The 14,007-nt window shown below is 34.8% G+C and carries 7 protein-coding genes; all 7 read left to right on the top strand.

Going from position 1 to position 14,007, the window contains the following annotated elements:
• Nucleotides 1–411: 411 nt before the first annotated feature.
• The 7 genes from IHE43_RS18850 to IHE43_RS18875 all read left to right on the top strand — a co-directional run bounded on the left by IHE43_RS18850 (nucleotide 412) and on the right by IHE43_RS18875 (nucleotide 13,978).
• Entirely contained in the window at nucleotides 412–3,495 is a 3,084-nt protein-coding gene (locus tag IHE43_RS18850) for a TonB-dependent receptor (RefSeq protein ID WP_192185334.1), read from the top strand.
• Between the two features lie 37 nt (nucleotides 3,496–3,532).
• Nucleotides 3,533–5,044, top strand: a complete 1,512-nt coding sequence (locus tag IHE43_RS18855) for a RagB/SusD family nutrient uptake outer membrane protein (protein WP_192185335.1) — start codon at nucleotides 3,533–3,535, stop codon at nucleotides 5,042–5,044.
• A gap of 98 nt (nucleotides 5,045–5,142) precedes the next feature.
• Nucleotides 5,143–5,340 (top strand): hypothetical protein, encoded by a 198-nt coding sequence (locus tag IHE43_RS23725; RefSeq protein ID WP_225585207.1) that lies wholly within the window; start codon nucleotides 5,143–5,145, stop codon nucleotides 5,338–5,340.
• A gap of 47 nt (nucleotides 5,341–5,387) precedes the next feature.
• Nucleotides 5,388–6,551, top strand: a complete 1,164-nt coding sequence (locus IHE43_RS18860; protein ID WP_225585208.1) for an aryl-sulfate sulfotransferase — start codon at nucleotides 5,388–5,390, stop codon at nucleotides 6,549–6,551.
• 64 nt (nucleotides 6,552–6,615) lie between these two features.
• Nucleotides 6,616–7,605, top strand: a complete 990-nt coding sequence (locus IHE43_RS18865) for a c-type cytochrome (protein WP_192185336.1) — start codon at nucleotides 6,616–6,618, stop codon at nucleotides 7,603–7,605.
• A gap of 44 nt (nucleotides 7,606–7,649) precedes the next feature.
• A complete protein-coding gene (locus IHE43_RS18870; RefSeq protein ID WP_192185337.1) occupies nucleotides 7,650–10,655 on the top strand; it encodes a glycoside hydrolase domain-containing protein in 3,006 nt (1,001 codons plus the stop codon).
• Nucleotides 10,656–10,882: 227 nt separating this feature from the next.
• Nucleotides 10,883–13,978 carry a DUF5107 domain-containing protein gene (locus IHE43_RS18875; protein ID WP_192185338.1) on the top strand — a complete coding sequence of 1,032 codons (3,096 nt, stop codon included), beginning with the start codon at nucleotides 10,883–10,885 and terminating at the stop codon, nucleotides 13,976–13,978.
• Nucleotides 13,979–14,007: the final 29 nt, after the last annotated feature.

A 14,007-nucleotide genomic window follows, 5' to 3' on the forward strand; every position in this document is an offset into this window, starting at 1 on the left:
AAAAAAAGACCAAATAAAGAAGTCCCTTTAATTCCAAAAATAATTGTAAAAATCACATCATTTAAGTCAAAAAAAACGTTTCGCATAATTTTATGTGCTCGAGAACATAAATTTTGTGTGTTCGAGCACATTTTTTGTGTTTTTTCTTGTTTTATAAAAATATAATCTATAGTTTCGTCAGACATTAATCTTAAAACTAAGTTAATTCAGTAAAATTTTAGCTGATTTTGAGGCCTTAAAAAAGAATAAAAAAGGACAAAATAACCCGTTTTGAGATCAAAAAATGAAGTGAATATTTCAAAAGGAAATAAGTCAAATTGAAAAACAAAAATGAATTCCTGAATCAAAAAAGAAATCTAAAACTTACAATCAAGAAAAACAATTAAACATTAACCAAAACCAATTTTAAGTATGAAATTATTAACCCAAAAAAAGCCAAGAGATTTTCGGATTAACAATTTATCCGGAAAAGAAATCAAACTAACCGTTCTTTCGTTATTAGTTTTCACATTTCAAGCTTCTGCGGCTTCAACGATAAATACATCACACAAAAACAATACTGTGTTGTTTTTTGAAAAAACTGTAAAAGGTACTGTAACAGATCAAAACGGGCTGCCGTTACCTGGTGTAAACGTAACAGTTAAAGGCTCTAGTAAAGGTGTTCAAACTGATGTTGATGGAAGTTTTGCGATTACTGTACCGGATAATGCAACCAAACTTATTGTAACTTACATTGGTATGGAAGATCAGGAAGTTACAATATCTGGCGCTCCGCTTAAAATTGTCATGAAAGAAGTAGGGCAAAAATTAGACGAAGTAGTTGTTGGATACGGAAAAGCAAAGAAAAAAGATCTTACCGGTTCTGTAAGTTCAATTGGAAAAGACAATCTAAACTTAGGCGGTACCGTTTCTAATGTTGGACAAGCTTTACAAGGACGTGCTTCGGGAGTTCAGGTACAACAAAACAGTTACGCTCCCGGAACGAGTCCATCAATTGTAATTAGAGGAGGAAACTCAATCAACAACTCTAATGCGCCTTTGTATGTTGTTGATGGTTTTATTACAAGTACAGGTGCTTCTATTAGTCCAAACGATATCGAAAATATTCAGGTATTAAAAGATGCGTCTTCTACCGCTATCTATGGTGCGAGAGGAGCAAATGGAGTAATTTTAATTACAACCAAAAAAGGAAAACTAGGAAAAATGCAGGTTGAAGCAGAGATTTCTGATGGTTTTCAAAACATCATTAAAGAACCATCTTTGCTAAACGGGCAACAATATGCTGATATTCAAAATACAATTGCAAAAGAAAATGGAAGACCACCTGTTTTCCCGGCAAGTTTTCCAATTGCAAATACTAACTGGTTTGACGCAGCAACGCGCCCAGGAGAAGTATTGAACAGAACGCTTACTTTTAGCGGAAGCGATAAAACATCTAAATTTTTTCTTTCCGGAAACTACATCAAACAAACCGGAGCCATTGAAAATACTGATTTTGAAAGATATAGCGTGAGAATGGGTGGTGAGAAAAGATTTAATGAAAAATTAAATATGGGTACTAATTTTTATGGTGCTTCAAGCGAAGGAAATAACAGCGATTTTGGAGATAATATTTTATCACCAATGTTCTCTGTTCAGACTGCTCCACCTTCTATCCCAATTTATAATGCTGATGGATCTTACTATAAATATCAAGGAAAGGACAATGCTTTAGCTCTTTTATTGGAGCCTACTGATCACACAATCAACAGATTGGTAAACGGAAATATGTTCTTAGATTATGAAATTATTAAAGGGCTGACTTACCATTTTGGCGCAGGTGCTGAATGGCAAGAAGTTATTCAGGGAAAATATACACCTAGTACATTGGTGGCTGGAGCTGCTTTAAAAGGCTCAGGATCTGAGGAAAACAGAACTTATTTTAGATGGAGTACAGAGCAATATTTGACTTATAAATTTAATATTAACGAACATGCTATAACAGCAATGATCGGTACTTCGAATCAAAAAGATACTTACGAAAGAGTAAAAGCGGCAGGTACAGGTTTTTCTAACGATTTGCTGACTTATTACAATCTTCAGGGTGCAGCGATTAATTTAAAACCGGAAACAGAGAAAACGGAAACTAAATTGACTTCTTATTTTGGAAGGTTAAATTATGCTTACAATGATAAATACTTAGCTTCTTTTACTTTAAGAAGAGACGGTTCATCTCGTTTTGGACCAAACAACAGATACGGAATTTTCCCTTCAGGGGCTGTAGCCTGGAAAATATCTAATGAGCAGTTTATGCAAAATTCAAATACTTTTTCTGAACTTAAATTAAGAGCAAGTTATGGTATTACAGGTGCAGATGGCATTGGAGATTATGCTTACATGAACCGATTGACTTCCTGGGGTGTTTCACTTGCTCCTGATAGTTTTGTTCCTGGTACTGAACCGGCCAACTTAGCAAACCCTAACTTAAAATGGGAACAAACTGCTCAAACAGACATCGGTTTAGACATGGGATTCTTTAATGACCGACTTTCTGCTACTATTGATGTTTACGAAAAAAGAACTACAGATGCACTTTTAAATGTTCCAGTTGGAGGATGGTGGGGCTTTAGTACTCAAAGAGTTAATTCTGGAGTAATCAAAAACCAGGGAATTGAACTAGGAATTAGCAGTACTAATTACAGAAATGATAAATTCACCTGGACAACTTCCTTAAATGTTGCTTATAACAAACAAGAAATAGTTTCTCTTTCTGATAATGTTAAAATCATTAGTACCAATACTTCTAATCCAAGCGGAACTGTTTCCGGACAGGAATTTACAAGATTAGAACCAGGAAAAGAAATGGGAGTTCTTTTTGGATATAAATATGCCGGAGTAATAAAAACCGGAGAAACTTATGCTGCTCAGCCATTATCTGTGGCAGGAGATCCAAAATACGAGGATGTTAACGGAGATGGTAAAATCACTGCTGATGACAGAACTTATTTAGGTAATTCTATACCACATTATATTGCCGGATTTAATAATGATTTTAAATATGGAAATTTTGATCTAAATATCTTTTTCCAGGGCGCTTTTGATTATTCAGTATATAATATGACGGCAATGGTTGGTGAATCGTCTACAAGTACAGATGCTTTAAATCGTTGGGTAGTTGGTACAAATGAAAACACTGATATACCCAGAGATGGATATTACAAAAGTAAATATGGTAGTTATGTGAATTCAAAATTTGTTGAAGAAGCCTCTTACCTACGTTTTAAAAATGTTTCTATCGGATATTCTATTCCGGAAAGTGTTTTAAAACAAGCCAAATTTATTGACAGTATCAGATTATATGCTATAGGTCAAAATTTATTGACTATCACAGACTATTCTGGAAATGATCCTGAAATAAATGGACACTCAAATAACAATTTAGGAGGAGGAATCGATTTCAACTCATTCCCGGCTTCAAGAACATTTATCTTGGGAATAAAAGTCGCAATTCACTAATCTAAAAAGCTTTTTTAGTAACATTAAATTTATTGAAATGAAAAAATATACATTATTATTACTTATACTTACCGCCGGAGCACAATTTTCGTGCAACCAGGATCTTGATCCAACGGTCTATAGTAGTTTGACGAATACCAACGGGTATCAAACAAAGTCAGATGCTATGGCAGCCGTTAATTCTATTTACGGCAGATTAAAAGGACCTTCGGTTACCGATAACTTCTCTTATTGGGCAACACGACATTTTGCTTTGACTGATATTGCAACAGATTTAGGACATTGCCAATTTGGCGGAGATCCTGGACAATTGTCATTAGGAACGTGGAATTCCAGTAATGGATTACTAAAAGAAGATTGGCTTGCCATGTATAAGTTGATTGCCAACGCCAATAGTGCTATTTTCAATATTGTACCAATGTCTGGAATTACAGCAGCAGAAAAAGCACAATTTATAGCTGAAGCCAAATTTTTAAGAGCATCTGCTTATATGGATTTAACAGATTCATGGGGACCAGTAGTTTTAATTACAGAAGCTAACTTAGGTAATCCAGGTTATTTGGATCAGACTCCGCCTTCATCTGTAGAAGAAATTGATGCATTTTTGGTTAAAGAATTGACTGAAGCTGCTGATGTATTACCGGTTAATTATAAAAATAATGCTATTTATGGTACTAATGATGTAGGACGCGCCACAAAAGGTGCTGCACTTACTTTAATGGCAAAATTATATTTACGCAGTCACGATTGGCAAAAAGTAGTTGCGCTTACACAACAGGTAATGAACCTAAACGAATACAGCCTTTATCCTTCTTACTTAGGATTGTTTAAAGAAAGTAACAAATGGTGTAATGAAAATATTTTTTCTTCCTTAAGTGATGCCAATACAAACGGAACTGAATTATTAAACCACTTTGGACCAGTTGATCACCCGGTTGTTCAAAACAGATGGCAGTATTATACGGTAAACTGGGATTTCTACAATACTTTTGGAAATGAAGATGAGAGAAAAGAATGCTTCTTTCCTGAATATAAAGGCGTTGATGGTCTATTACACAAACAAGCACCTTCATTGGGTGCCGAGCCACCTGCAGGCGAATTTTACATGCAAGATGTATCGACAAGAAAATATGCTGATGATGAAACTACAACCTATTATGATGGTCATAGTGTAAACATTCTTCGTTATGCTGATGTATTATTAAGCAGAGCTGAAGCTTTAAATGAAATCAGCGGCCCAACCACTGAGGCTATCAATCTTATCAATCAGGTTAAAGGAAGATCGCATGCTAAATTATTAGTTTTAGCTAATTACACTCAGGCTACTTTAAGAGATGCAATTTTGCAGGAAAGAGGATGGGAATTTTTCTATGAAGGAAAACGTCGTGCTGATTTGATCAGAATGAACAAATATGATGTTTTGGTAAATGCTTATCATCTTAGAGTTGGTGAAGCTGCATTAATCAAAATACCTCAAAATAAATATTACACATACCCACAAAGTCAGGTTGATCTTAACCCAAAATTAAGTAACGCTGACAGACAATAATAAAAGGTTTCAATCAGGAATAGATAGTTAAAAGAGTCTGTCTATTCCTGATTTTTAAACAAAATAAGTACTTTTCTGTTTCATAAAAAGAGTTTCAGATGATCAAAAAAATAATAGTAAAAGGGAGTTTTATTTTTGCATTGCTTGCGTTGACAGGTTGTTCTAAAAATAAGGCGCGTATCACAAATATCAATATTGGGACACATAGCAACAACGAATTGAAGATTCAAATCGATGTTACTACGAGTGACAATGTTCAGGTATATGCCGAATATTGGGCTGAAAAAAAGGAATAAAAAGCAAAATAAATTCTCCTATTTCAAAAACAGGTCTCTCCCACTCTTTGGTACTTTGCAATATTACTCCTGAAACGAATTATAATTTTCAATTGGTTACTATTCAGGGGCAGCAAAAAGACAGTAGTAAAGTTTATAATTTTAAGTCCAGAAGTTTACCGGAATGGCTTCAAAAGCGTTTTAAGGCAAATTGCCCAAAACCGGAACTTTTGTCTCAAAATTTTAAAAAAGGTTTCATGCTTTTAGCAAAAAGAGAAACACCGGGAGTTGCTTATATTGTTGATTACAAAGGCAACTTAAGATGGTATCATACTGTTGAAGGAGCCGGATTTAAGGTCGCTCATTTTACAAAAGATCAAACGATTATTTCCATTCTGGGAAAAAATGACGAACCAACAAGTTACGGAAGTGAAATCCTGGAAATCAATTTACAAGGTGACACTTTAACCCATATTAAAAAAGGTGAAGGCGATTTCAAACAAACTATTCACCATGAAATTATCAAAAAATCGGCTAACGAAATTGTAACTATTACTGTAGACCAAAAAATAATCGATTTAACTTCCATTGGAGGAAAAAAGCAAGATACCATCAACGGAGACGGAATTCTAATTATGGATAAAAAAGGAAAACAACTTTGGAAATGGAGTGTTTTTGATGATTTAGATCCAATGAAAGATAAGAATTTACTCAAAACCAAAAAAGACTGGACACATGCCAACAGTTTAAATTATGATAAAGATGGAAACTTTTTAATTTCATTTTACAATAACGGTCAGATTTGGAAAGTAGATTCAAAAACCGGAAAAGTAATCTGGAAATTAGGAAAAGATGGCAATATGAAAATGGCTGCAGATACTAATTTTTCTCAGGCTCATGCTGCACATATTAACGCAGATGGAAGCCTCATGTTCTTTGATAATGGTGTAGATAAAAAACAATCATCTGTTTTTGCTCTTCAACTAGATGAAAAAGGTAAAACAGCAAAACTGGATTTTCATATCAATCTGCCCAAAGACATTTACAATGACAGAATGGGAAGTGCTTATATGATCGATAAAGACGCCATCTTAGTTTGTTGTTCAAAAAGACATATTACTGTTTTAACGAATAAAAAAGGAGTTTTACTTTGGGCTTTAGAGTCTGAAATTCCGCCTTATCGTGTGCAGTTTATTCCGGAAGAAAATATGAAACCTTTTCTTCTCAATTAAAAATTAAAATAAAATCCTGAAGTTAGATTTTATTATATCGAATATCAGATTAAAAATTTTAGACATGAAAAAAATAATTCTTATTGGTATTTTTTCGGCATTGCCAATTGTTGTTTTCAATTCCTGCAATACTTCAAATTCTCAAACTTTAGCAGAAAAAACGACTGAAGATGATTCCTATATTACGATCGATATATCTAAAATTCCGGACGATAAATTTGGAGAATCGGTACGTTACGGAAGAGAATTGATGCTAAAAACAGCTTATTATATTGGTCCAAATGGTGTTAAAGGAAAATATTTAGGCAATAAAATGAACTGTACCAATTGTCATCAGGATGCAGGTACAAAACCTTATGCCTTCAATTTAATGTCTTCACACGATAATTATCCACAATATCGTGGACGAGAAAATAAGGTACTTACACTTGCCGAACGCGTAAATAATTGCATTATGCGCCCACACTCTGGAAAACCGCTTCCGCTTGATAGTGACGAAATGGTGGCCTTTTTATCTTACTTTAAATGGATCAGCAAGTTTGTTCCAAAAGATGGCGATTTTAAAGGAGCTAAAAACTTAGAAATTGAATTTCCTGATGTGGCTGCAAGTCCGGAAAGAGGAAAAACACTGTTTGTTGAAAATTGTGCCCGTTGCCACGGAAATAACGGCGAAGGAGTATACAATGCTGATAAATCAGGTTATACTTATCCACCGCTTTGGGGAGAATACGGCTACCAGCCAGGTTCAAGCATGCACCGCGTTATCAAACAGGCACAATGGTTAAAAAGCAATATGCCTTATGATAAAGTGACGATTGGAAAACCTTATTTAACAGATCAACAAGCATTGGATATTGCAGCTTTTGTAAATGATGACGCCATACATTCAAGACCAAACCCAAAAACATTCGATTATCCTAATAAAATGGGTAAACCTATCGATTACTCACATAGTCCTTTTCAGGATAATTTTACCGAAGAACAACACAAATACGGGCCTTACAAACCCATTATTGCTTACTGGAAAAAAAATGGATGGAAAGCCGTATACTAAATTTCAAACTAACTACACCTTTTAAACCTGAATATTAAATTACAATGAAACTAAACCTAAAAAACAGACAAACTCTTAACCGAATATTGATTATATGTCTTTGCATTTTCAGTATTCCATTGGCTGCACAAATAAAATATACAGATGGCAACGACAGCTGGAATCCTAATTTATTAGGGAATCACCGTGTTGTTGTTGAATTTACCGGAAAAGATAATGTTGCCAAAACTACTATTGAATGGCGAAGAAGAGATGAAAACCCGGAACTTAAAAGAATTATAGTTCAGGACGCGAATGGAAAGGAAATTCCAAACACAAAAACAGAAAACATAAATAGGGAAAACGGTACGATTTACTTTGAGCCAGTTTCAGGAAAAGGAACATATTACGTTTATTACATGCCTTATATTGATGAAGGAGATGCTAATTATCCTAAAGGAGTTTATGCAAAACCTGAAAATAAAGCTGATGCTGCATGGTTATCTAAAATCAAAACTAATTTAAAAGACAATTGCACGGTTTCAGAAATTCAGAGTGTAAATTCTTTTAATAGTTTTTACCCAATGGAGGTCATTGCAACTGCGGCAGAAACCAAAGACATCATTGCTAAAAACAGTGGCAATTCCTTTTTAATTTTTCCCGAAGACAGATTGTATTCTATCCGAATGAAAAATGATTTACCTCAAAGATGGATTCAAAAGGGAGTTCAAAATAGTTTTGCTGATACAGCAATGAAAGGTGAATATTTAGCTTTTCAATTAGGTGTTTATGCCTTAGAAAATTTAAGCAATGTAAAAGTTCAGTTTTCAGATTTAAAAAATGAAACTGGAGCTGTAATTGAAGCAAAGAATATCAATTGTATCAATACAGATGGAGTCCGTTACGACCAATCTATTTTTGCTGCTACTGTATCGGTTTTAAAAGGAAAAGTACAGGCTATGTGGTGCGGTGTTGACGTACTGGAAACTGCTGCTGCCGGAACTTACACAGGAAAAGCTACTGTTATTGCTGACGGAAAATCAAAAGAAATCACACTTCAGATAAAAGTAACGAACGAGGTAACTAAAAATGGTGGAATAGACAGTCCTGAAAAAATGACGCGCCTAAAATGGTTAAACTCGACTTTAGCTCAGGGAAATACTGTTATTTCGCCTTATACTCCCTTAACAGTAAAAGGTTCTGAAATTTCATTATTAGGAAGAAAATTAATTTTAGGAACTGATGGTTTTCCTGCTCAAATTCAGACTTTCTTCACACCGGAAATGACTGTTATCGGTACAAAAGCCAATGCTATTTTGAGTGCTCCAATTGCATTTCATTTTGTTGATGCTTCTGGGAAGGAATCGCTTCAATGGAAAAACACAGGGGTTAAATTCCTTAAAAAAGAAGCAGGAACTATAGCCTGGGAAAGTGTTTCTACTTCGAAATCGCTTCAGATGGATGTAAATGCTTCTATTGAATTTGATGGTTTTGTACATTATACTGTCAAAATTACAGCTCTTGAAGATGCTTCTTTTACTGATATCAATATTCATTTACCAATGCAATCTTCATCAGCAAAATACATGATGGGGTTAGGTCAAAAAGGCGGAAATCGTCCTGAAAATTTTGATTGGAAATGGGATGTTGCCCATAAAAACCAGGATGGTGCATGGATCGGAAATGTAAATTCAGGTTTGCAATTTTCTTTAAGAGATGAAAAATACAGCCGTCCTTTAAACACTAATTTCTATCTGCAAAAACCATTATTATTACCAACTTCATGGGGTAACGAAAATAAAGGTGGAATTTCTATCACTCCAAACCAAAAATCAGTTTTGGTAAATGCGTACAGCGGCGCTAGAAGTATGAAAAAAGGAGATGTTTTATATTACAACTTCAATTTATTGATTACGCCTTTCCGCACCATAGATACAGATTTTCAATGGAATACTAAATTCTATCATAAATACAGTCCAATCGATTCAATCGCGCAAACTGGTGCGACAGTAGTCAATATTCACCATGCAAATGCGATCAATCCGTATATTAATTATCCTTTTATTGAATATAAAAAGATGAAAACCTATATCGATGAAGCACATGAAAAAGGACTAAAAGTTAAAATTTACAATACAGTAAGAGAAGTTTCAAACAAAGCTTATGAAACTTTTGCCCTGAAAAGTTTAGGTCATGAAATTTATTCTCCAGGAAAAGGAGGCGGATTCTCATGGTTGCAGGAACATGTTGGCGACGATTATATCGCAGCATGGTTTGTACCTGAAATTAAGGATGCTGCCATTGTAAATAGCGGTATGAACCGTTGGCATAATTATTATGTGGAAGGGATGAACTGGTTAACTCAAAACGTTGGTATTGATGGTATTTATCTGGATGATGTAGCTTTTGACAGAATCACGATGAAACGTATCAAAAGAGTTTTGACGAAAGATGGACATCCGGGAATTATCGATTTACACAGTGCCAATCAGTACAATAAAAGTGACGGATTTAACAACAGTGCAAACTTATACATGGAACACTTTCCATACATCAATAAACTTTGGTTTGGAGAATATTTTGATTACGAAAAAAATCAACCTGACTTTTTCTTAACCGAAGTAAGCGGAATTCCTTTCGGATTAATGGGCGAAATGCTGCAGGATGGAGGAAATCCTTGGAGAGGAATGGTTTACGGAATGACAAACAGAATGCCTTGGAGCCATAATGCCGATCCTAGACCTATCTGGAAGTTATGGGATACATTCGGAATCAAAGGTTCCAAAATGATTGGATACTGGAGTGAAAACTGTCCTGTAAGAACAAATAATGACAAAGTATTGGCTACTGTTTACAAAAAGAACGGTTCAACTTTAATTTCAATTGCAAGCTGGGCTGATACTGATGTAAAAGTAAAACTAAGCATCGACTGGAAAAAACTGGGAATCGATCCTTCAAAAGCTACAATAACGGCTCCTGAAGTTGCTAATTTTCAACCAGCGCAAACTTTTACTGTAAAAGACGAATTGCCTGTAAGTAAAGGAAAAGGATGGTTGTTAATTATTAAATAAGTTAAAGCTCCGGCGGAGCGTCATATTTATAGCCAAATTATATGGTTTTGTAAAAAGCTCCAGCGGAGCGGCATATTTATAGCCTCCAGCGGAGCGGCATTACAATTTCAATTATCAAATAAATGTCACCCCGATGGGGTTCGTTTGAAACAAACTATTATCTCTATAAATATAACGTCCCGCCGGGACTTCATAAAATCTAAAACCTCAAAAAAATAGCTCTCCATATGAAACTTAAACCTTTCCTATCTATTTTACTCTTTGGAAGCCTCTTTGTCACCGCACAAAATAAACCAACCTTTAAGGAATATAAAAAAGTCTTTACCACGTATCCTTTTTCCGATCCTGATCCAATTCCGAAACCAGATACAAAAGTGTATCCTTATTTCCGTTTTGATGGTTTTACAGATAAACCGGTTCAAAAAGAATGGAAAGTAATTGAAATCGAAAACGATTATATCAAACTGATGATTCTTCCTGAAATTGGTGGAAAAGTCTGGTCGGCTGTTGAAAAATCAACCGGAAAAGATTTTATTTACAACAATCATGTAATCAAATTCAGGGATATCGCTATGCGCGGTCCATGGACAAGTGGCGGTGTTGAAGGGAATTACGGAATTATCGGCCACACGCCAAATTGCGCGACTCCCGTAGATTATAAAATAATAACCAGAGAAGATGGAAGTATCAGCTGCGTTATTGGCGTATTAGATTTACTGACGCGTACTTCATGGAAATTAGACATCAATTTACCAAAAGATAAAGCTTATTTTACAACGAATTCATTTTGGTTCAACTCAACTGAATTTGAACAACCTTATTATACCTGGATGAATACAGGAATTAAGGCATCCCAAAACTTACAATTTATCTACCCGGGACAAAGTTATATTGGACATAATGGCGAGCATAATTCGTGGCCAATTGACAAAGAAAACGGTAAGGATTTATCCTTTTATAAAAACAATGATTTTGGCGGTTACAAGTCATATCATGTTTTTGGTAAATACAATGATTTCTTTGGAGGCTATTACCATGACGAAGATTTCGGAATGGGAAGATATGGTAATCACGATGACAAACCCGGTAAAAAAATATGGATATGGGGGCTGTCACAGCAAGGCATGATCTGGGAAAAATTATTGACCGACACTGATGGACAATATGTTGAAGTACAAAGCGGAAGATTATTTAATCAGGCGAGCGAAGGCAGTAATTTAACGCCTTTTAAACAACGCTCTTTTGCACCTTATCAAACAGATGCCTGGACAGAATATTGGTTTCCGGTAAAACAAACTAAAGGTTTTGTAAAAGCGAATAATTACGGTGCTGTCAATGTTAAAAACGAAAATGGCTGGTTAAAAATCTATTTTTCTCCTCTTCAAAAATTAAATGAAAAATTAGAAGTTTTTGATAATGGTAAAAAAGTTTATTCTAAAGAAATTACCTTAAATACTTTACAATTATTCAAAGATTCGATTCCCGTTTCTGTTGATTCAAACAAATTAAAACTGGTTCTTGGCGATAATAAACTGGTTTGGAATTCAGCTCCTGAAGATGGTAATCTGGCCAGACCTTTAGAAGTTCCAAAAGATTTTGATAATAATTCGGTTTACGGCTTATATCTGCAGGGAAAAAGCTACATCAGTTTTAAAGATTATATAAAAGCAGAAGAATTCTTAACGGCCTGTCTTAAAAAAGATCCCAACTACGCTCCTGTCCTTTCGGATTTGGCTGGGTTGCAAATCAGAAAATTGGAATACAAAGAAGCTGTTGCTACAGCGAGCAAAGCATTATCAATCGACACTTATAATCCTGCAGCCAATTATTATTACGGTCTTGCAAATCTTCATTTAGGAAATGTAACGGATGCAAAGGATGGTTTTGATATTGCTGCTGCAAGTGTTGAATTTCGAAGTTCGGCCTATACTGCGTTGAGTAAAATTTATTTTGCAGAAAACGATGAGACGAAAGCAATTGAATATGCTGAAAAAAGCTTGTTAAACAATCAGAATAATCTGGAAGGTCTACAATTATTAGCGGTGATCTATCGTCTTCAAAACAAATCTGAAAAAGCAAATTCGCTCTTAGATAAAATTAATGCTGTTGATCCTCTAAATCATTTTGTTGGTTTTGAAAAATTCCTTTGGAACAATTCAAATGCTTCAAAATTGAATTTCACTTCATTAATTCAAAATGAAATGCCGGAGCAGACTTATCTTGAATTAGGTATTTGGTATCAGCATCTGGGCCGTACGGATGAAGCCTTGAAAGTTTTTTCAGTGGCGGCTCCAAGTGCTGAAATTATATATTGGAAATCATTTTTAGAAAACAAAGCAGTTGATTTAAGTAAAATTCAACCCGGAATTAGTTTTCCTTTCCGTGGTGAAACGGCCGAAATTCTTGAAAAACTGATTAAGACGAATGATCAATGGCAATTAAAATACCATTTGGCTTTGATCGAATGGAATCGCAACAACATTTCAAAAGCAAAAGAATTGTTTTTACAATGTGCATCAAAATCAAATGATCCGGCTTTTTATGCTGCAAAAACTTCCTTATTCAAAGATGATTCTCAATTGGTAATTACAAGCCTTCAACAGGCAATCAAATTAGATCCTCAAAGTTGGAGATATCCAAAATTATTGGCGGAACATTATATCATCCAAAAACAAAATGATAAAGCATTGGCTACTATCGAGCCATTCTACAAACATCATACTGAAAATTATGTGGTGGGAATGTTATATGGTAAAACGCTTTTACTGAATAAAAAGTACGCTGAAGCGGATGCCTTTTTAACAAAACTAAAAATTCTTCCTTTTGAAGGAGCAACAAGTGGAAGACAATTGTATCATGAAGCCAAACTGATGCAGGCTTTGGCACAAATGAAAAATAAGCAGTATAAAAAAGCACTTCAATTTATTGGCGAAGCAAAATTATGGCCGGAGAACCTGGGAGTTGGAAAACCATACGATGAAAATATCGATGAAAGACTGGAAAACTGGCTGGATTATCAATGTTTTACAAGTCTTGGCCATACTGAAACGGCTAAAAAATCTTTAGAAAAAATCGTTGCATTCAATCCAAAAATTGATAATACAGTAATGAACTTCTTACCGGCAAATCAATTGGTTTCGGCCTGGGCTATCGAAAAAACCTCTTCTTCAAAACAAGCAGAAGAATGGCTTAGACATCAGGCAGAATTATATCCGACAAATAAAATTGTTCAATGGTGTTTAGCGGTTTACACTAAAAAACCATCCAATAATTTAACTGAAGATGAAAAAGATGGCGAAGTTATAATTATAGAAAAACTTTAAACTGAAAACATTTTAATCATCATCAAAAA

Source organism: Flavobacterium sp. MDT1-60, from assembly GCF_014844035.1.
GTDB lineage: Bacteria > Bacteroidota > Bacteroidia > Flavobacteriales > Flavobacteriaceae > Flavobacterium.